The sequence below is a fragment of the Phaeobacter porticola genome (assembly GCF_001888185.1).
Lineage (GTDB): Bacteria > Pseudomonadota > Alphaproteobacteria > Rhodobacterales > Rhodobacteraceae > Phaeobacter > Phaeobacter porticola.
In genome coordinates, this window is record NZ_CP016364.1 from 2,921,070 (window position 1) to 2,941,893 (window position 20,824).

The 20,824-nt window shown below is 57.7% G+C and carries 17 protein-coding genes; 10 read left to right on the plus strand and 7 right to left on the minus strand.

Annotation, left to right across the window (positions count from 1 at the left end):
- Positions 1 to 2: 2 nt before the first annotated feature.
- Positions 3 to 1,214 carry a glycosyltransferase gene (locus tag PhaeoP97_RS13940; protein WP_072505572.1) on the minus strand — a complete coding sequence of 404 codons (1,212 nt, stop codon included), beginning with the start codon at positions 1,212 to 1,214 and terminating at the stop codon, positions 3 to 5.
- A 144-nt stretch (positions 1,215 to 1,358) separates the two neighbouring features.
- On the opposite strand from PhaeoP97_RS13940, the gene PhaeoP97_RS13945 reads away from it, so the two are divergent.
- Positions 1,359 to 2,723: an oligosaccharide flippase family protein gene (locus PhaeoP97_RS13945; RefSeq protein ID WP_072505573.1), complete on the plus strand. Its 1,365-nt coding sequence runs from the start codon at positions 1,359 to 1,361 to the stop codon at positions 2,721 to 2,723.
- Between the two features lie 21 nt (positions 2,724 to 2,744).
- Here the strand turns inward: PhaeoP97_RS13945 and PhaeoP97_RS13950 are convergent, their stop codons facing one another.
- The 3 genes from PhaeoP97_RS13950 to PhaeoP97_RS13960 form a co-directional block, all read right to left on the minus strand.
- A complete protein-coding gene (locus PhaeoP97_RS13950) occupies positions 2,745 to 4,031 on the minus strand; it encodes a GumC family protein (RefSeq protein WP_072505574.1) in 1,287 nt (428 codons plus the stop codon).
- A gap of 73 nt (positions 4,032 to 4,104) precedes the next feature.
- Entirely contained in the window at positions 4,105 to 5,178 is a 1,074-nt protein-coding gene (locus tag PhaeoP97_RS13955; RefSeq protein ID WP_072505575.1) for a CpsD/CapB family tyrosine-protein kinase, read from the minus strand.
- A 75-nt stretch (positions 5,179 to 5,253) separates the two neighbouring features.
- Complete coding sequence (locus PhaeoP97_RS13960) at positions 5,254 to 6,147, minus strand: sugar transferase (RefSeq protein ID WP_237028943.1); 894 nt, start codon at positions 6,145 to 6,147, stop codon at positions 5,254 to 5,256.
- Positions 6,148 to 6,816: 669 nt separating this feature from the next.
- Here PhaeoP97_RS13960 and PhaeoP97_RS13965 point away from each other — a divergent pair.
- Entirely contained in the window at positions 6,817 to 7,725 is a 909-nt protein-coding gene (locus PhaeoP97_RS13965) for a 2-dehydro-3-deoxygalactonokinase (protein WP_072506493.1), read from the plus strand.
- Between the two features lie 30 nt (positions 7,726 to 7,755).
- Here PhaeoP97_RS13965 and PhaeoP97_RS13970 read toward each other — a convergent pair whose 3' ends face one another.
- Entirely contained in the window at positions 7,756 to 8,886 is a 1,131-nt protein-coding gene (locus PhaeoP97_RS13970) for a THUMP domain-containing class I SAM-dependent RNA methyltransferase (RefSeq protein ID WP_072505576.1), read from the minus strand.
- A gap of 326 nt (positions 8,887 to 9,212) precedes the next feature.
- Here PhaeoP97_RS13970 and PhaeoP97_RS13975 point away from each other — a divergent pair, with 326 nt between their 5' ends.
- The 8 genes from PhaeoP97_RS13975 (at position 9,213) to PhaeoP97_RS14010 (ending at position 16,959) form a co-directional block, all read left to right on the plus strand.
- Positions 9,213 to 10,946, plus strand: coding sequence for an ABC transporter substrate-binding protein (locus tag PhaeoP97_RS13975; RefSeq protein WP_072505577.1), 1,734 nt, complete (start codon positions 9,213 to 9,215; stop codon positions 10,944 to 10,946).
- 152 nt (positions 10,947 to 11,098) lie between these two features.
- Positions 11,099 to 12,175, plus strand: coding sequence for an ABC transporter ATP-binding protein (locus PhaeoP97_RS13980; protein ID WP_072506494.1), 1,077 nt, complete (start codon positions 11,099 to 11,101; stop codon positions 12,173 to 12,175).
- Positions 12,176 to 12,182: 7 nt separating this feature from the next.
- On the plus strand, positions 12,183 to 13,301 hold the full coding sequence (locus PhaeoP97_RS13985) for an ABC transporter ATP-binding protein (RefSeq protein WP_072505578.1): 1,119 nt from the start codon (positions 12,183 to 12,185) through the stop codon (positions 13,299 to 13,301).
- Entirely contained in the window at positions 13,298 to 14,161 is an 864-nt protein-coding gene (locus PhaeoP97_RS13990) for a carbohydrate ABC transporter permease (protein ID WP_072505579.1), read from the plus strand. Before PhaeoP97_RS13985 ends, PhaeoP97_RS13990 begins: the two co-directional genes overlap by 4 nt.
- 14 nt (positions 14,162 to 14,175) lie before the next feature.
- Entirely contained in the window at positions 14,176 to 14,973 is a 798-nt protein-coding gene (locus PhaeoP97_RS13995; protein WP_072505580.1) for a carbohydrate ABC transporter permease, read from the plus strand.
- Complete coding sequence (locus PhaeoP97_RS14000; protein WP_072505581.1) at positions 14,973 to 15,251, plus strand: DUF2160 domain-containing protein; 279 nt, start codon at positions 14,973 to 14,975, stop codon at positions 15,249 to 15,251. The genes PhaeoP97_RS13995 and PhaeoP97_RS14000 overlap by 1 nt, the downstream gene beginning before the upstream one ends.
- Before the next feature lie 171 nt (positions 15,252 to 15,422).
- Positions 15,423 to 15,818: a BlaI/MecI/CopY family transcriptional regulator gene (locus tag PhaeoP97_RS14005; protein ID WP_072505582.1), complete on the plus strand. Its 396-nt coding sequence runs from the start codon at positions 15,423 to 15,425 to the stop codon at positions 15,816 to 15,818.
- On the plus strand, positions 15,808 to 16,959 hold the full coding sequence (locus PhaeoP97_RS14010) for a M56 family metallopeptidase (RefSeq protein ID WP_072506495.1): 1,152 nt from the start codon (positions 15,808 to 15,810) through the stop codon (positions 16,957 to 16,959). Before PhaeoP97_RS14005 ends, PhaeoP97_RS14010 begins: the two co-directional genes overlap by 11 nt.
- A gap of 116 nt (positions 16,960 to 17,075) precedes the next feature.
- Here PhaeoP97_RS14010 and PhaeoP97_RS14015 read toward each other — a convergent pair whose 3' ends face one another.
- Together PhaeoP97_RS14015 and PhaeoP97_RS14020 are read right to left on the minus strand one after the other, a co-directional pair.
- Entirely contained in the window at positions 17,076 to 19,358 is a 2,283-nt protein-coding gene (locus PhaeoP97_RS14015) for a methyl-accepting chemotaxis protein (RefSeq protein ID WP_072505583.1), read from the minus strand.
- Positions 19,359 to 19,531: 173 nt separating this feature from the next.
- Positions 19,532 to 20,782 carry an NAD(P)/FAD-dependent oxidoreductase gene (locus PhaeoP97_RS14020; RefSeq protein ID WP_072505584.1) on the minus strand — a complete coding sequence of 417 codons (1,251 nt, stop codon included), beginning with the start codon at positions 20,780 to 20,782 and terminating at the stop codon, positions 19,532 to 19,534.
- Positions 20,783 to 20,824 lie beyond the last annotated feature (42 nt).

Here is a 20,824-nt window from a genome sequence, read left to right on the forward strand (position 1 = left end):
GCCTAGTGGTTTTCAATCGCGGCGCGGAAATGATCCGCCAGCTTGGCCGCCTCAATATCGCTATCGTGACGTTCAAGAACGCGGGTGCGGCCTGCCTGCCCCATGGCCATCAGCGTGGTATGGGGCGTTGCCGCCAAATCGCGGATCGCTTGTGCCAGAATTTCAGGATCACCAGCGGGAACCAACCAGCCTGTTTCACCGGGGATCACCAATTCCGGCGTGCCTGCGATATAGGTTGCGATCACCGGGCGGGCAGTGGCCATGGCCTCCATCACCACCATCGGCAGGCCTTCGGCAAAAGACGGCATCACCAGTGCCTGCGCGCGCGCGAGTTCCGTGCGGACCTCGGCCTCGGCCAGCCAACCGGTCAGCGTGACATGCGAGTCCAACCCATGGGCCGCAATAGCCGCCTCCAGATCCGGGCGCATCTCGCCATCGCCGATCAGCGCGAGATGCAGATCTGGATGATCCGCAACCAGCCGCGCCATAGCTTGGATCAGAACCATCTGGCCCTTTTGTTCAACGAACCTGCCAATCGCAGCAATCCGCAACGGCCCATCGGGCAGTGGTGCCGGATCGGCAAAGCGCGCAGGCTCAATCCCGCAATGTACAACTTTCAAGCGATCCCAGCTGCCAAAAGCGGCCCATCGGCTAAGCTGGCTGCGCCCAAAGCTGCTGATCGTCACAGCAAATGCAGCGTGATCAACCTTTTCGCCCAGTGACAGGGTCTGCGGCGCGTCGAATTCCTCTGGTCCGTGGGTGGTAAAGCTGTAGCTCGGCGCGCCCAGTTCATGCGCCAGCAGTGCCACAGTGGTGGCATTGGTGCCAAAATGGGCATGCAGGTGCTCTATCCCTTGTTTCATGGCGTATTCTGCAACATAGGCAGCCTCTGCCAGATAGATCAGGTGACGCAGGCGACCAACCTGAGATCTCCCGCCCAGACGCCACGCCATGTGCAGGGCCGACACCATACGTCGCGGTGCCCGTCCTGCCGCCCGCAACAGTGCACCTGCGAGATACACCCCTCCTGCGTCCAACACGTAAGAGGTCCGCGCCTGTTCTTGCTGATCGCCGGGATCCACCAGAGAGACATTGGGCCGCCGCATGGCAATCCTATGGATTTCAAGGCCCTGACGCTCAAGCGCCAGTACTTCGCGCCGGATGAAACTATGCGAGGGCTGCGGGTAGGTGTTTAGGATATATGCAATTTTCACGAGGACGACGGCCCATTTTATGCAACAGTTATCGCAGGCTATCGTTAGTTGCGACGCTTGCCCAGCATTGCCGCCAAGGTGCCGCGGAATTGACGCCTTTTGGGAGCAGTATCGCAGATGTGTCGCAAAACCTCGGGAGATTTGATGCAGCAGGTTCTGTCCCTATTCCAAGGCGAAAGCCTCGCTGCGCGGGTGCTGCGGTCGGCCTCATGGCTGATGATTGGCTATGGTGGCAGTCAGGCGCTGCGACTCGCGGCGAATCTGATTATGACCCGACTGCTGTTTCCCGAAGCTTTTGGTCTGATGGCACTGGTCAGCGTGGTGACCACCGGGCTGGCGCTGTTTTCGGACATGGGCATCGGTCCCTCCATCGCACAAAGCCAACGCGGCGATGATCCTGATTTTCTAGACACTGCATGGAGCGTGCAGGTGGTGCGGGGCTTTGCCTTGTGGGGGATGACGCTGCTGCTGGCCTGGCCCATCTCGCAATTTTATGGCGCGCAAGAATTGCTGTGGTATCTGCCAATTGCCGGCGTCGCGCTTGCGATCAATGGTTTTGACCCGATCCGGGTTGAGACAGCGCACAGACATCTGCTGGTCGGGCGTTTGACCGCGCTGGAATTGATTAGCCAGGCTATCGGCGTTGGCGCTATGGTGCTGCTGGCCTGGATCACACAATCGGTTCTGGCGCTGGTGCTGGGCAGCGTATTGCAAGCAGGGGCCTTTTTGTTGTTGGTTCACCTGAAATTGCCGGGACGCCGCAGCCAGTTCCGCTGGGAAACCAAAGCCCTAAGGGAATTGCTGCATTTCGGGAAATGGATTTTTCTTTCGACCGCGTTCTGGTTCCTGACCTCGCAAGGGGACCGCGCAATCCTGGGTAAATTTGTGCCTTTAGAAGTGCTGGGCGTTTACAACATCGGGTTCTTTCTGGCCAGTTTCCCGATGGCCCTGGGGCACGCTGTGAACCAACGGCTGATGATCCCCGTCTATCGAGACAAGCCTGCCCATATAGATCGGCGATATCGCCGCAAGCAGCGCCAGTTACGGACAGGCTTGACCGCGATGATCTTGTCGATGCTACTGGGCATGGCATGGGTCGGCCCGTGGCTCGTCGATTTTCTCTATGATGCACGCTATGTTTTCGCTGGCCCCATGGTGGTGCTGATTGCGCTGGCAATGGTGCCAGCGGTGATTACCATGACCTACGATCAGGCAGCGTTGGCCGCAGGCGACAGCCGATCGTTTTTTGTCTTTACCGCAACGCGCGCACTTGTCCAAACCGGGCTGTTTCTCACGGGCGTAATTCTGTTTGGCCTGACCGGTGGCATCGCCGCGCTCGCATTTGCGATGGTTGTGGCCTATCCCGTATTGGTCTGGCTGGCTTGCAAGCACCGTGTTTGGGATCCGCTTCACGACGCGGTTTTTATCTTACTGGCGCTGGCCGTTGGGCTGTCTGCGATCTGGTGGCATTGGGCCCGCCTGACAGAGATGATGACCGCAGTGGGCTAGACGCAATCAGTGGCCTCGCTCTCATCCGCTGGTTTCCGTTCCAGACGCTGGTCGTCGGGTGAACGCCGTGACCAGACGCGCAAACACCCCGCGCCGCTTTGGTTTTGTATCAAGATAAGGGATTGCAACCACCGGCGTCAGGCCGGTTTCACGCTCCATCTGGGCAACACTGCGCAGTACCGGGCGCCGCAACTCCAATAGAAACGCAATGCCGAGAGCCAAACCAAGGCTGGCAACACCGCCCATCAGCGCCTTTTTCTTGCGGGCGCCCGTGACCGGGTAGTCCGGCAGCGGTGCAGGTTCGATCACGGTAAGGCGCTCTGACTGGCGCGAAGATTCCAGTCGGAACCCGACTTCTGCTTCCGTCCGGCGCTGTGAGATCACTTCTAGCTCGCTTTGCAGCTGGTCCATCTTGCGTTCATAGGCCCCCAGCTGTCGCTCCACCTCCGGTGTTGTTTGCAACGAAAGCTCAAGCGCGCGACGCCGGTTGAGCAACAATTCACGCTGCGCTTCTAATGTAGCCAGCTTTTCCTCGAACACTTGCAGCATCCGCTGGGCTGTGGCCTGCCGTTGGGTCGACGCTGTCTGATCTGCTTGACGGCGCAATTCGATCTGCTCTCGCTCGATCTCAATCAGGCCGGTGTTGAGGGTCGAAATCTCATCTCGCCGCATTTCAATCCCGCCAGGTAGTGCCACATTGTTGGCGTTGCGATAGGCGGTAACCTCATTTTCCAAGGTCGCGACCTCTTCACTCAGCGCGGCTTCCTTGTCGGCAAAGAATGTCAGCGTTTCTCGGGCTTGTTCAATACGGGAACTCTGGCTCAACTCAATGGTACGGTTCGCAAACTCGCTCGCCACGGCCTGCGCCTGCTCTGGCGTGGGCATCAGCGCAGAGATTGTCAGAACTGAAATCGTGCCGTCATCTGCAAACCCCTCGCGCGCGGCAGCAACCCCAGTGAGCGAAACAGATTCCCGCAGCAGGGCCACCTGCTCGGACGGCACCAGCCCAGGTAGATCGGTGTAGAGACCAAATTTTTCGATAATCTCCAGCACAGAGCCCCGCGCCATCAAACGCTGTTCAATCAGCTGCAACCGCCGGGCAGAGGACCCATCCACAGTCGATTTGGCCAGCTCATCCGCGATTTTGGGTCGAGTAATCTGCAACACGGCCGAGCTTTCGTAAGAATGCTGCTGCTTGGCCGCCACCCAGAGCGATACCATTGCCCCCAAGAGAATGACCCAAAAGATCACCGACGCGCGGCGGCGCAGCATATCCAAAATGTCATCCAGCGTACGGATCGGTCCCATGTATCGGCTCGTCAATAATTATGGAGATGTCGTGGTTTGGTCGCTTTGCGGTCGGATTATGGACGCGTGTGGATCATTGACCATATTGCAACAACCCAGCGCCGCGCGCACGGTTCAGGCTTACCCCCAACAGTTGGGTCTGCCCCTCGAACATTTTTTCACAAGCCGCCAGATGAGCGGCGGTGGTACGGGTGCCGTCAGCGATCAGCAAAACCCCATCCACTTGCGGTAAGAACGCGGCAGTGTCGTCATGTTCGAGCACAGGTGGCAAGTCGAACAATGTCACATCAGCGCCGGTGCTCAGAACCATGTCATCAATGACACCGGCACAACGGCCATCATGCAAGATTTCCGCCGCATTGCGATCGGGCGCGGCAGTCAAGCCAACCGCCAGAGAGGCCGCCGGGCGAATAAGATGTTCCGGTAGCGACAGATCCCCGGAGAGAAAACCGGGCATGTCGCCGGATGGTGGCAGCTTCAGCGCCGAGGCAATGCCTGGCCGGCGAAAGTTCAAATCCATCAAGATCGTACGCGTACCCGGAACCCGCGCCATGCTGAGCGCAAGATTAACCGCCGAGAAGGTGGAGCCACAACCTGCCGTCGGAGCTGCGATTGCGACACGTTTCCAACCCTGGGCCTTTAGGCTGTGCAGCAGCCGTGTGCGCAGCAGATCAAAGGCATTGGCAGTTGGCGAGTTGCGAAAGAAATTGACAAGCGGGGAGCGCGCCGCCTGATGACCACGAATGTCCAGCGGCACCCTGTGCAGGCGTTCCCAGACCTCGGGTACGGTGGCAGGCAGGCGTTGCATCTGCGGTTCTGTGTTTGCAAGACCGTCGAGCTGCGATGTTTGCCGGGCCTCAGGACGACGGGCAAAGCGGTTGCGGTCATCATCCGCCGTCAAACGAGAGGCCAACTTGGCCGAGGATTTCGCCATCTCCTGCGCAGTTTCTTGGGTAACAGGGGCTGTCTGCGACGCAGAGTCACCCCGACCGGTCACAACAGTGTCGTGCTCTGCCCCCGGATCGTCGCGACCCTTGCGACGTCGAAATCTTTTGAAACCTTGTTGCGTCATCGCAAAGGGCTTGTCCCACTCCTGTTTCTGCGCAGACCTAAGCGGGACATCCGATCCAGTCACCAAGTCTTTCATGGAACCCCCTCGCAGTTCTACCACGTTCGGCAAGACCCGCCTATAGCCCGACAATCACACTTAGCACAGGGCGAGTTAATATCCGGTGCCCCGCAGGACAACCCCGACAGTCCGCCATAGCAAACCCAGATCGGCACGCAGTGACAGATCTCTCTGGTAGCTGGCATCCGCGCGACAACGCATGGCAAAACTACTCTCATTGCGCAATGAAACCTGCCACAGGCCGGTAATTCCGGGTTTGAGGTCAAAATAGGCCGTGGCATCACCATAGAGCGGCAGCTGATCAGGCATCATCGGGCGCGGCCCAACCAAGCTCATCTGACCCATCAATACGTTCCAAAGCTGGGGCAGTTCGTCCAGCGAGGTCGTGCGCAGGAATCGTCCGACCGGGGTGATACGCGGGTCGTTTTTCAGCTTTTGGGTTTCATCCCATTCACGGCGCAGCGCAGGATCCCGTGCCAAGTGACTCTCCAGAAGTTGATCGGCGTTGCAGACCATGGTGCGTAACTTCAGAATGGAAAACAACCGGCCACGCTGTCCCAGACGGTCCTGAGTATAGAAGGGATTGCCGCCCTCATACATGAGCGCCAGCGCTGCCATCAGGATCAGCGGCAGAGAGATTGGCAGCGTCAGAAGCACAAGAACTATGTCCAGCAGACGCTTACCCAGATTTGCATAACCGCCATCCTTGCTGCAAACCGCCGATGCATCATGAGAGGCCGTGGCATAGCTATTCGCAAATCCACCATGCGCGAACCCCAAGGCTTGCGATGCGGGGTTGCGGTCTTGATTGCGGCGCTGATCGCGTACTTGGGCGTTCAAATTGGCGGCGCGGTGTCCAATCAACCAGCCCCCTCCAGCATCACCAAGTGGAAAGCCACTGTAGAGCGACGGCCAACGGGACCAGATCAAACGCTGATCTGGAGCAATCGGCGGCCGCGCGTGCCCCTCTTGTAAGAAATCCTTCATTTCCAACCCCAATCTGGAACCGCCCCCGCGGTCCTTTACCTTTGCGCTGAAACAACAGCGTCTTGATCCCACCGAAGCAGGCGTACTCGCACCAATTTGACTGTCCCGACACGGCAGCGCCTCGGGTCCAAAGTCCAAACAAGATCGATGGTTTTTACCAGTCGCACCCCCATGCGACTGGAACCTTCGTCCCAATCAAGCGGCCCTTTTTGAGCCAACTTCCAAACCGCACCTGCGGCAATTTCTTAATAAAGCAATTTTACACAAATCTCAGCAAAATCTGAAAGACGGCACAATTGACTAGGAATTCAGTAGATCAGGACGCCCTATAAGAAACAATTCCTCAAAAGGATAGGAATTGTCCTTGCGGACTACCCAAAAGTATAAGGAATCAACTGAGAATAATGGTAAAATTTGAGTCAAAGCCAGACACATGGAAATGCTTGCGTTAACCTTCGCGCCAACACCCCACATGCATTAACCAATATCCGGTAATGAAACCACCAGATTGTTCAGCCGCCAGAGCTGTAGCTCGCCTTGCTGCTGCACAGCATCCAAACCGGGGTCTGGCGTTGAACAACAGCCTAGAACTTGGCAAGGAGAGTGACGGACCCGGTGTTGGCTGACACAGCCCGCCCGCCCCAACATCAAGATAAAAAGGATCACGTTATGTGCGCTGCGTCTGCTGCCCAGAACTCCGCCCCCACCTCCGGCAAGCCCCGCGTCAAGTCTACCAAGTGGATCGCGGCCGACCATTCGAACGGGCGTATCTCGGCATGGTCCATGCAGGAAGTTGAAGCACAGCAGCATGTCTTTGCAAGCTCCGGCGCAGATATGATGTCGGATCTAGCCTTGCTGGTTGACCGCTTGCACGATTGCGGCCCCGACACGCCGATTTTGCTAAGCGACGACGGCCTGCGTGGAGGCGATAGCGGGACGTTGACGGTTCCAGCCAAGGCCTCCAACCTGCCCATGGGCGAGACAATGCTGAGTCGGCACCCACTTCGCTTGCTAGGAGGGTTATCGCAAGCCAATCCACGTGCGGTCATGCGGGGGGCCGCTAGCCGTATCGCCGGTTTCCTAAGCCTCAATCGCGACTGGGATGGGGTGGTTTGCGTGCCCGGAGAAACAACCCATTGGGCGCTTATTAGTGCTGATGAGATTGTGAGTTTTCAGAGTTTTCTGACAGCCGGGCTGTGGCGCAGCATCGCACCGCATATGTCTATTGACCCGGACGCGGAGATGGGCGCCCGGCAAACCGATGAATTGACCCAGGCGATGACGACAATCCAGTCAAAGCCTGAAACACTAGCTGCGCGGCTGGCCGAATTGCAGGCACAGCCAAGTGGCAACAGCACCGCACGGGCGACGCGTCTCTGGGGACTGCTGCTGGGGGCAGAACTGTCAGCGGCGCGGCCCTATTGGCTGGGGCAAAATATTGCGCTGATAGCCCCGCCCGCGTTGGATAACCTCTACAGCACTGCTCTTGGCCATCAGGGTATCTCGGTTACTCACACCGATGCGGATCGAATGGCCTTGGCCGGCCTGGTCAGCGCCTGGCGTGGCATGAGCGCCTGATGCAGCGCGCGCAGGGCGATCAAACGGCGGCTAGGGCAGCGGGTTGGTTTGAAATAAGCGGATCTTAAGTCCACCATGGGCGACTGGTGCGCCAAAAGGCTTAAACGGTAGGTTTGTTGCCTTGGCGAGAGATGTCTCGCTGGTCACAATCCCCACACGCCACCCTCTAAAGCGGGCCTTCAAAGTCTCCCCCAATGCCGCATAAAGCGCATAGAGCAGTTTCTTATTGCCAATGCGGGCTCCGTAAGGCGGGTTCACAATCACCAACCCCTTGGGTGCATCCGGGCCAAGATCCGGCGGCATCAGGTCACTCACCGCTTGCTGGGTGATCTCTACCAGATCGCCAACACCCGCGCGTTCGGCATTGGCAGAGGCCATTTCAACAGCACCAGTGTTACGATCGGAGCCAAAAAACCGTGCGGACACCGCGCGCGTTTTCTGTTCCGCGCGAAGGTCATCCCAAGCCGCAGCATCGAAATTTGCCAGCTGTTCAAACGCAAAACTACGGCTGCGGCCGGGAAAAAGGCCTTTGGCAATCTCAGCGGCCTCAATCACGAAGGTGCCCGAACCGCACATTGGATCCACCACCGGTTCTTGGCCGTCATAGCCGCAATCGCGTAAGAACAGCGCCGCCAGGTTCTCGCGCATGGGTGCCTTACCAACGGCGGTCTTGTGACCGCGCTTGTGCAACCCATCACCCGACGTATCGACGCTGAAGGTACATAGGTTGTCCTCGATCCGCAGTTTAACGGTTATGTCAGCTTCGGCGCTGATGGGCGCGCCCAGTTCTTCGGTAATGGCGCGTTCAATGCGCTGGGTCGCCGCCCCTGCGTGGTAGATCTTGGATTTCTTATTTGTGGTCGTCTCGACCCGGATCGGCACATCGGGACGTAGCACTTCGGACCATGGGAACTTGCGCGCACGCTTGTCCAGCTGGGCAAGGTGAAACGCCCGAAAGGACCCGATACGGGCCAGCACCCGCGCCGCGCCGCGCAGTTGCAAGTTCGCCCGCCAAACCGCATGCCAATCGCCCTCGAAAGAGACGCCGCCGGGCACGGTTTTGGTGCCGGAAAATCCAGCCTCCTCTGCTTCGCGTTGCAGGGTCTGCTCCATTCCAGGAGGGGCAGTCAGAAAGATCTCGAATGTGTCGCTTGTATCCATGTCATCTCCTTAGCGGCAAATATCATGATCAGCGACGGCAAATTTGGCCTACTACCCCGCGATTGACCAAGATCCAGACGTGCGCATCTGATCGTTCGGATCGCGCAGAACGCGAAAACACGGCAAGAATGCCGCGATGCAGCATAAATTCACACTGGAACGCCTCCGCGAAGCCCACCGGTAACGGAATTTTTTTCGATACAAAACAGGACACTACGCCAAACTAAAAAATTAGTTTGACAAGATAGACCCCGGTGTGGAACCTGTTTGTCAGCCAGGTGCCACGAGGTATGTCTGGCCATAATAAATCACTAGGGAGGAGAAAGATGCGTAAGTATCTTTTGTCCGCAGCCGCGGTTATTGCCGTGGTCGCGGGACAGGCAGCCTATGCCGATGAGGCAGCTGCCAAGAAATGGATCGACGAAGAGTTTCAACCCTCGGTTCTGACCAAGGAAGAACAGCTGTCGGAAATGCAGTGGTTCATTAAAGCGTCCGAACCGTTCTCGGGTATGGAAATCAACGTCCTGTCCGAAGGCATTCCGACGCATTCCTACGAATCCGAGGTCCTGACCAAAGCATTCGAGGAAATCACCGGCATCAAGGTGAACCATCAGATCCTCGGCGAGGGCGAAGTGGTTCAGGCCGTGCAGACCCAGATGCAGACCAAACGGAACCTGTATGACGCTTACGTCAACGACTCCGACCTGATTGGCACCCACTCGCGTCTGCAATTGGCTTACAACCTGACCGACATGATGGAAGGTGATTTCTTTGACGTCACCAACCCGGAACTCGATCTGGGTGACTTCATGGGCACGCAGTTCACGACCGGTCCCGATGGCGACCTGTATCAGCTGCCCGACCAGCAGTTCGCAAACCTCTACTGGTTCCGCAAGGACTGGTTTGACCGCGAAGACCTGCAAGCCGCGTTCAAGGAAAAATACGGCTACGATCTGGGCGTTCCGGTCAACTGGTCTGCATATGAAGACATCGCCGAATTCTTCTCGAACGACGTGAAAGAAATCGACGGTACCACAATCTTTGGTCACATGGATTATGGCAAACGCGCACCCGATCTGGGCTGGCGTATGACCGATGCCTGGCTGTCGATGGCTGGCGCTGGTTCGAAAGGTGAGCCGAACGGTGTGCCGATCGACGAATGGGGCATCCGCATGGAAGCGGATTCCTGTAACCCTGCCGGTGCAAGCGTGACCCGCGGTGGCGCTGCCAACGGTCCGGCTGCGGTCTATGCGATCCGCAAGTGGGATGAATGGCTGCGCAAATTTGCACCTCCCGGTGCCGCGTCCTATGACTTCTACCAGTCGCTGCCCGCTTTGGCACAGGGCAACGTGGCCCAGCAGATCTTCTGGTACACCGCCTTTACCGCCGACATGGTGAAGCCGAAGTCCGAAGGCAACAACACTGTCGACGACAGCGGCAATCCGCTGTGGCGGATGGCACCCAGTCCGCATGGTCCCTACTGGGAAGAAGGCCAGAAGGTTGGGTATCAGGACGTGGGTTCCTGGACGTTCCTGAAGTCCACTCCGGTTGATCGTGCTCAGGCGGCCTGGCTCTATGCTCAGTTTGTCGTGTCCAAGACCGTTGACGTGAAAAAATCTCATGTTGGTCTGACCTTCATTCGTGACAGCTCAGTTAATCATGAGAGCTTCACCGAGCGCGCACCCAAGCTGGGTGGTCTGGTCGAATTCTACCGGTCGCCTGACCGCGTAGCATGGTCCCCGACTGGCGTGAACGTGCCTGACTATCCGAAGCTGGCCCAGATCTGGTGGCAGCAAATCGGTGACGTCAACTCTGGCGCCTTCACACCGCAGGAAGCCATGAACCGTCTTGCCGAAGAAATGGACATCACCATGGCCCGTATGCAGCGCGCAGACGAGCAGGCGAATGTCTATGGTGGCTGCGGCCCGCGTCTGAACGAAGAGAAAGACGCAGAATGGTGGTATGCCAATGGCGGCGCCAAGCCGAAGCTGGAGAACGAGAAACCCGCAGGTCAGACCGTCAACTATGACGAACTGGTCGCCCGCTGGGCATCTGAGTAACCCCTCCTCCCCGTAGGGAGCGCCCGGATCCGTCCGCGGCGCTCCCCGCTTTCGCCCCGGAGCGTGGCTCGCCCTCTCCGGGGCAATTTTTTCCCCAAAATAGACCGCGCATGCCGCGCGCAACAGGCCGTCCGCCGGAAAGTCAAAGCAAGATGGCACTCGAACTCAGAAATGTGACCAAGCGCGTCGGCGCCCAGCTGCATATCAAGGAAACCTCCCTTGTGCTGGAGCCAGGTCACTTCAACGTCCTTTTGGGCGCCACCGGGTCAGGCAAGACCTCTCTCATCAAGATGATGGCAGGGCTGGACCCAATCGCCAGCGGGCAGGTTCTGATGGATGGTCAGGATGTGACTGCCCTAAGCACCCAGAAACGTAACATCAGCTTGGTGCATCAGTTTTTCATCAACTACCCGCATATGACCGTTTATGAGAACATCGCCTCGCCGCTGAAGGTCGCAGGTATGGCCAAGTCAGAAATCGCTGGTCGTGTGGAGGAAGCTGCGGATATTCTGCAACTTCGCCCGATGCTACATCGTCGCCCGCATGAATTGTCTGGTGGCCAGCAACAGCGGACGGCGCTCGCGAGAGCCATCGCCAAGGAAAGCCGTGCGGTGTTCCTGGATGAGCCGCTGGCCAACCTCGATTATAAACTGCGGGAAGAGCTGCGTGACCAGCTGCCCGAATTGTTCGCCGGACGTGGTGCCGTGGTGGTCTATGCGACCTCGGAACCCGAAGAGGCGCTGCTGCTTGGTGGCAAGACCGCGCTGATGCGTGATGGTCGGGTCAGCCAATTCGGCACCACCGCAGATATTTACCGCACCCCAGAAAATCTGGATGCCGCGCGGGTGTTTTCGGATCCACCGATCAACACTGCACCGATCATCAAAGAGGGCAATACCGCACGGCTTGGCCGTGATGTCAGCTGGCCACTGGTTGGCGCAGCTGCACACCTGACAGATGGTCCCTATACCATCGCGATCCGCCCCTATCACGTGCTGCCGACCCCCAGCCCCTCCACCACGGTGCAACTGTCTGGTCAGGTTCAGGTGACCGAACTGTCCGGTTCCGAAAGCAGCGCCCATTTCGACATGGGTCTGGATGCGGGCCACGGCAGCTGGGTCTCTCTTTCCGCAGGCGTACACCCCTATGAGGTGGGCGAACTGCATGACTTCTATATGGATCCCTCGGCGGCATATGTTTTTGCCCCTGATGGCTCCCGCGTGGCGTGAGGCGCAAATGGCAAAAATTACACTCTCAAAACTGCGGCACAGCTACGTGCCGAATCCCTCAAGCGAGTCTGACTACGCCTTGAAGGAAATTGATCTGGATTGGACTGATGGCGGTGCCTATGCGTTGCTTGGCCCATCCGGCTGTGGCAAATCCACGCTGCTGAACATTATCTCTGGCCTGCTTGTCCCATCCGAGGGTCAGATTCTGTTTGACGGCAAGGACGTCACCACGCTGCCGCCAGATCAGCGCAACATTGCGCAGGTGTTCCAGTTCCCGGTGATCTACGACACCATGACTGTCTATGACAATTTGGCCTTTCCGCTGCGCAATCGCGGCCGGGATGAGGCCATTGTCAAGGAACGCGTCATGGCCATCGCCGAGATGCTTGAGGTCACTAATCTGTTGACCATGCGGGCTGCTGGTCTGTCACCGGACAACAAGCAAAAGATCTCCATGGGGCGTGGCCTGGTCCGCGAGGACGTGAACGTTGTGATGTTCGATGAACCGCTGACCGTGATCGATCCGCATCTGAAGTGGAAACTGCGCTCAAAGCTGAAAGAGCTGCATCAACGCGTCAAAGCCACGATGATCTACGTGACCCATGACCAGACAGAGGCGCTGACCTTTGCCGATCAGGTTGTGGTAATGCAGGATGGCCTGGTGGTTCAGATCGGCACGCCGGTTGAACTGTTTGAACGCCCCGCGCATACGTTTGTCGGCCATTTCATCGGCTCACCGGGCATGAATGTGCTACCCTGTGAATTGCGCGCGGGCCAGCCCTATATCGGCACCCATCCGGTCGCATTGGAAGGGCCGATCAAAGGGGACGCCATAGGCAAGACCGAGGTCGGCATCCGGCCTGAATTTGTTTCCCTCGCCAATAGCGGCCTGCCCGCAACCGTGACCAAGGTTTCGGATGTTGGCCGCCACACCGTTGTCGAATGTGAAGCCGAAGGCCAGCGTATCAACGCCGTCATTGATGGTGTTGGTCCCGCAAAGGGCAGCGCAGTGCATCTGGCATTCCGCCAGGACCAGACCCGTCTCTATGTCGATGGCTGGATCGCAACAGAAGCTGCCCAATCTGCCACCGAGACCAAGACTGAGACCGAGGAGCAGGCACAATGAAAACCGAAAACCAAAAGGCGTGGTTCTTTGTCCTGCCTGTCCTTCTGCTCGTTGCCTTCAACGCGCTGATCCCTATGATGACCGTCGTCAACTACTCTGTTCAGGAGACATTCGGCGACAACGTCTTTTTCTGGCAGGGGCTGGACTGGTTCCAGCAGATCCTGAGGTCAGACCGGTTCCATGCGGCGCTTGGCCGTCAGTTCATGTTCACCTTCCTGATCCTGATCATTGAGGTGCCGCTGGGCATCGCGATCGCGCTGTCGATGCCGCGCAGCGGTTTCTGGGTGCCCGTCTGCCTGGTCACCATGGCATTGCCAATGCTGATCCCCTGGAACGTGGTTGGCGCAATGTGGAATATCTTTACGCTGCCCGATATCGGCCTGTTGGGATACTTCCTGAACCACACGCTCGGCATCAACTACGATATGACACAGGACCCAATTGCGGCCTGGGTGACCATTATCACGATGGATGTCTGGCACTGGACTTCGCTGGTTGTACTGCTGAGCTATGCAGGGCTCGTCTCGATTCCGGATGCCTATTATCAGGCGGCCAAGATCGACGGTGCCTCCAACTGGGCTGTGTTCCGCTTCATTCAGCTGCCTAAGATGAAGACCGTTCTGACCATCGCGATCCTACTGCGGTTCATGGACAGCTTTAACATCTACACGGAGCCTTTCGTACTAACGGGTGGTGGTCCAGGCAATTCGACCACGCTTTTGTCGATTGATCTCGTCAAGATCGCTCTTGGTCAGTTTGACCTCGGCCCCGCCGCTGCAATGTCGCTCATCTACTTTGCAATCACGCTTCTGGTCAGCTGGCTGTTCTACACCGTCATGACCAAAGACGATCAAAACTAAAGGAGGATACTTCGATGCAAAAACGTACCATCGTCCCCATCGTCTATATCCTGTTCCTCATGCTGCCAATCTATTGGCTGGTCGCGATGAGCTTTAAGACGACGAACGAAATCCTGTCCGGGTTCTCGCTGTTTCCGCAGACCTTCACGCTGGAAAACTATGCGACGATCTTCACCGATCCGAGCTGGTACTGGGGCTACATCAACTCGATCATCTACGTGTCGATCAACACGGTGATCTCTGTCGCTGTCGCCCTGCCTGCGGCCTATGCATTCTCGCGTTACCGCTTTCTGGGCGACAAGCAGCTGTTCTTCTGGCTGCTGACCAACCGGATGGCACCTGCTGCGGTTTTCGCTCTGCCGTTCTTCCAGCTTTATTCCGCTGTCGGCCTGTTCGACACCCATCTCGCTGTAGCGATGGCACACTGCCTGTTCAACATTCCGCTGGCGGTCTGGATTCTGGAAGGCTTCATGGGTGGCATCCCGAAGGAGCTGGATGAAACCGCCTATGTGGACGGCTATTCCTTCCCGCGCTTCTTTGCGACGATCTTCATCCCGTCAATCAAGGCAGGCGTCGGGGTGGCGGCTTTCTTCTGCTTCATGTTCTCCTGGGTAGAGCTGTTGCTGGCCAAGACATTGACCGCTGTTGCCGCAAAACCCATTGCGGCCACCATGACCAAAACCGCCTCAAGCGCTGGCTATGAGCTGGGCCTGCTGGCGGCCGCCGGTACGTTGACAATCATTCCGGGCGCGATCGTGATCTATTTCGTCCGCAACTACATCGCAAAAGGCTTTGCGATGGGGAGGGTATAATGCTGAGTTGGATGGCCTGGACCTGGCCCACCGCCTTTGTGTTCATCGGGATCTTTTCGGCGATCGCCGTAATGATCGTTTTGGAAATTCGCCAGCCCGGAGGTGACACCCGCAAGGGCGCGCTTGGGCTGGTCACCACCCGAGGCGACAGACTGTTCATCAGCCTGTTGGGGACATCCTATATCTTTCTGGCTTGGCTGGGATTGGTAGGGATGCCGCTCTGGTGGCCCTTGGGCCTGTCGGTTGGCTGGTTCATCTTCACCTTCTGGAAGGTGTAGTAGAAAACACATCGCGAAGGGCCCCACTCGGGCCCTTCGTCACATCTAAGCAGGGCATTTTTCAAGGAGGCTATGAACCGGGCGGGCCCCACTCTCTTAAAAAAATAGTTTTCCATAACCGCTGCTATCCCCTAGCATGATCAAAGCCCAAGAGGACCGGACACCACAGTGATGCGAAAGAAACAGGACAACCCGCTTTTGACCGAGGTTGAGCTCGAATTCATGACTGTTGTCTGGGAAACCGGCGGCGGTACGGTGCGTGATATTCTGGCTGAGCTGAACAAACGCCAGGAACGGGCGTATACATCGGTTGCAACCGTGCTGAAGATCATGGAACAAAAGGGCTTTCTGACCAGCGAAAGGGCTGACAGATCCTTGGTTTACCGCCCCGCTGTGCCGAAGGCCGATTATCAGAAAACCACACTCAAGAACCTTTCGAGCAAGCTCTTCAATGGTGCCCCGGCGGCTTTGGTAGCCCGGCTGGTGGACGATGAGGATGTCACCGACGATATGCTCGTGGAGATACGGGCGATGCTAAACGAAAGGTTGGGGGATGATGAACGCTGAGACTCTTCTGAACGCCTATATTGACCTGAATCTGCTGCTTATTGCTGGCATTGCGCTTTGGCTGACCCTGCGGGCAGTTCTGACTCGCAGCCGTTTAGGCCCCGCGTTCCGCCCGCAGCTGCGCCTGCTAAATGGCATGACGCTTTTGCTGACTTTGTCCCCGATGCTGGTGGTCGCACTGACAACCTATGTTGTGTCACAGCCACCGACCCTGTCGGACATGCTGGTGTCGCAATACCTGCAAGGGAACGTCAACATGAGCGCCACCCGGTTTGAGAGCATTCTGGGCTTGCGCGAGGATCTGCTACGCGCGCTGATGGCGCAAAGCAGCCATTGGGCACAGGCCGCCGTTGTGCTGCTAATCCTAGGCGCCGTGGCATCCGTTGCGATGATTGGTCTGGCGGCACTGCGTCTGCGCAATGCCCTGCGCGACGCTTATCTCTGGAAACACATTGGCCGCGTGCAGATCCGTATCAGCGACAAAAGCAAGGTCGCGTTTTCCACACGCGGGCTGTTTACTCGTTATGTTGTGCTCCCCTCGGCACTGGTGGCCAACCCATCGGACCTACGGCTGAGCGTGGCACATGAATTGCAGCATTTCCGGCAGCGTGATGTCGAATGCGAGTTTCTACTGGAGGCCCTGCGACCCGCCCTGTTCTGGAACCCAGCCTATCACCTGTGGCGTCGCGAAGTACGGATGCTGCGGGAGTTCGCCTGCGACCAGGCTCTGATCAGCCGCAGCCAGCGTGATGTGCGTGCCTATTGCGAATGTCTGATCCGCGCCTGCGCATTGGCTGCCAAGGATCCGATCCGTTTTGTCCAGCGCAGCCCGTCGGTGGCGCTTGTTGATCGTCGTGAAGTCCGTGGCGGCAGCATATTAGAGCGCCGCATCCGCGTGGTCACCGCGACCCAGCCACAGGATAGCCATCTGCTCAGTTGGATGGTCGTCTCTGCCATGCTTGCGACCGGGGTGATCAGCACTGCCTTGTTGATGCAGCGCCCAGGCGATTGGAGCCATGATCGCATTATGCTCTCGACCATCGTCAATCTTGAACGCATGGCCCATCGCAATGCTGTCACTGAAACCACGCAAACTGCTGTCACCGCATTGCAAAGCGGTTTCATGACACTCAGCAAGTAAGGCCTGCGCTCGCTCTGCCTATCGTGGACGGGACCCCGTGCGCCCCATGCGAGGACAGACAGGCCTCCGCCGATAGGTTGGCCCGACCCACCGTATTCCGGCCATCCGAGTAGCCTTTAGCCGTAAGCAGTCTCGGTGTTGCCGTCATCTGTAGACGGTCCCCAGTCAGTGCCTGTCGGCGCCACATCCCCACTGCCCAGCTGGAATCGAGAGACCACGCCGGTCAAAGCCTGCGCTTCATGTTGCAGCAGCTGGCTCGCGGCGGAGGCTTCTTCGGACATGGCCGCATTCTGCTGTGTGGTGCTATCCAGGCGGCCCATGGCGCCGTTGATTTTCTCCAGCCCGCTGGATTGCTTCTGTACGCCGTCCGCGATCTCAGTAATGAGATCGGACACATTGGTAACCTTTTCGATGATCCCGCTAAGGGCATCACCGGCACGGCCCACCATCGCGACGCCATTGGCCACATGTTCCTCACTGGCCGACGTCAACCTCTGGATCTGGCCTGCGGCCTTAGACGCCCGCATAGCAAGGGCGCGGACCTCGGAAGCCACCACCGCAAAACCGGCACCTGCTTCTCCCGCGCGGGCTGCTTCCACCCCAGCATTCAGCGCAAGGAGATTTGTCTGAAAGGCAATGTCATCGATCATATTGATAATCTGAGAAATTTGCGTGGAGGCGTCCTGAATCTGGTCCATTGCCTGTACTGCGGAGACCACAATGTGATTGCTGCGCTCTGCCTCATCTCGCGTGCCGCGCATAGTCTCGTCGACCTGGCACGCACGATCAGCAGTATTGCGAATGCTATTGGTGAGATCCTGCAAGGCAGATGCCGTCTCTTCCAGCGTGCCTGCCTGAGCTTCAGTGCGATGGGCCATCTCTTCGGCAGACGCGCGTTGTTCTTCTGAGAATTTATCGACGTTATGCGCCGCATCCACCACTTCAGACAGAGAGTCGCGCAGGTTGCCCAAACTGTGATTGAAGTTCTCGCGCAGGATTTCGTAGTGCGCGACAAAGGGCTCTTGGATATCGCAGGCCAGATTACCCCGCTGCAATGCAGCCAAGGCGCCGCTCATCTCTTCGACCACGGCGGCTGTCTGTTTGGCGGCCTGCTCTTCGCGTTCGGCAGCCGCGTCAGCGATCACCAGCTTGTCGCGGAAAGTATCGAGGCTGCGCGCCAAATCGCCCAATTCGTCACCACGGGCCCGGCCATTGATCTCGATTGCATAGTCTTCGTCTGCCAGGGCGTTTGTGGCCTCGCGCAGCGCCAGAATGGGCCTTGTCACGTGTCGCGCGGCCACGAAAGAAACGATAACTGCGATCATGACGGAGACGCCGATCATCAGCATTGCCAGAAGCCGTATTTTACGCACCTCAGCGAGGGCCTCATGTTCATCGGTTTGCAGCACCATCGACCAGTCGAACCCTTGGATCGACAGCGGCTTGACCAGAGCAATTACCTGCTCGCCGGAAACCGATGTGATGCCCTCGAACAGGCCAGACTCTCCCGCTGCTGCGGCAGCAATTTCAGGGCTGTCTGGTAGTGTATCACCGATGGAAAATTGCCCTTCGATCACAGAGGGGCTGTGGGCTGTACCGTCGCTACCAACAAGGAAGATATTTTGGTGACCGTCCGTATCCAGGTTGGAGGTCAACGCCGCAACGGCAGCAGCACCGGACAGTTGGACCGCCATGACGCCGATCACTTCTTTCTTTTTGTTGAAAACCGGCGCACCCAGGAAGGCACCGGCCATACCGCCACCGGGGGCATATGGGGCGAAATCGGCAGTAACGACCTCTCCGGCTTCGGCAGAGAGAGCAGCAGCAAAAACCTGGCCAAGGCCGCTTTCCGCATTCGGACCAGACCCAAATTGCTGAATGAAATCATCGCGTTTTTTTACGGAGTACAGCAGCTGTCCGGTTGCATCCAACAGGTACAGATCTTCATATCCGTTGACTTCCAGGGATTGCAGGAACGTCGGGTGGTAGGTCGCGTGGGACTGGCTGTAATAGGATCCGTCACCGGGATCCGTCAATGCGTGACGCTCATTGGCGGCGTTTGGGTTTTCCTCGATATAGTGACGACGCAAAAAGCCGACCGGCTCCTCTTCGATCATCTTGTAGACACGCTCAAAGTTGTTGATCGCGCGAAACACCGTCGGCTGGGATGTATTGACCGACAGATCTTTGCGCGCGGCTTCGATCATAAAGGTCAGCGCCTGCTCACCCGACCGCGCCGCAGTTTCCTTGGAGGCGTAGACGTAATCGCGAATGCTTTTTTCCGCCATTGAGTAGACTAGGAATGAGACTGTTACCAGAAACGTTGCGGTCAGAGCCACCATGATAAGTGGCAATTTAAGCTTGAGCGAGAGTTTCGGGGCCTTGAGCATGGCGCACATGTCTCCTTATTCATAGTGCCGATTCTGCCGCCATGCGGCCGAATACCACTAGAAATAGTCACGCAATTCCTTCTATTTCGTTCACGCACATTTTATGCAGTCCCATGTAAAAGCGGATCTACGCCCTATTACGGCCAAAGGGATAGCATCTTGGAGTGCACTCTGGTGCCAACTTAGAAGCGATCGGCGCCAAAGGGGCTCGTGTCTATGGCGGTTGCACGCGATTGCAATATGTCCGTCACCAATTCGGCAGTTGCAGCTGATTGGGTCAGCCCGACGTGACCATGACCAAACGCATAAATGACGCGCTTGTCACGCGCCGCGGGACCTATCACTGGCAGGCTGTCTGGCAGAGAAGGACGAAAGCCCATCCATTGGGTACCCTCTGCGGTGTCCAGCTCCGGCATAAAACGCGCCGCTTTGGACAGTAGTGTATTTGCGCGCTTGAAATTGGGGGCAAGTTTCAAACCGCCCAGTTCAACCGCGCCACCAACCCGCACACCACCGCGAATTCGGCTCACAACAAAACCATGCCTACAAAATGTAACATGGGTTCGCAAATCAAAGCAGCCAGCTGGCAACGTCGTATTGTAGCCCCGCTCGGTTTCAAGCGGCAGCTTTTCCCCCAGACGGTGTGCCAGTTGATGCGACCAGGCCCCTGCTGCCACCACCACCTGATCGGCCATGATTCTGTTACCAGTGGTGACAATCGTCACGCCTGCGTCACCGGATTCCAGATCACGCACGTCAGCACGGCGCAGTTGGCCACCACGTGCAAGGAAAGCCGTAAACAAATGCTCTACCCAAGCCTTGGGGTCACAAGTGTTCATCCAATCCGGGGTATAACCTGCATGCGTGAACCTTGGGCTAAGACCCGGTTGAATCTCAGCAATTTCCGCCGGGCTATGCATAAATGAGAATCGGATGCCGTGATCCTGCCGGAGCTGCCAGCCGCGCTGGCTCGCCGCGAATTCTGCCTCGGATTCATAGAGCTGTAGGGCACCATCCCGCTGCATCATCGACTCGCCCAGAGTGTCGGCAATTTGACGTTCGGTGGCCGCCTGGGCCAAATGCATCAACGACGCCTGCGCCTTAACAACAGAGTGATAGCGATCCTGCCAACTGGCCCGCCAGAAACGGATCAGCCAAGGGGTGAGCTGCAGAGCATAAGCGGGCGGCACTGAAAGGGGGCCAAGTGGGTCCAGTAACCAGGCTGGAGCCTTTTTCATGATGCCAGGCGTTGCCAGAGGTTCAAGATCCGTAAAAGCAAAGGCCCCGGCGTTGCCCGCAGATGCTTCGGCCGCTACGCCATCCCGGTCCAGAAGCACGACCTGCCCGCCATCTGGCGCTAGTTCGCTTTGCAGACGTAATGCTGTACTCACGCCGACAACGCCTGCACCGATAATGACTACCGTCTTTGCCATCTGCTCCGCCTTCGTGCTTGTGGCGAGGCTTTTGCCCCGCCA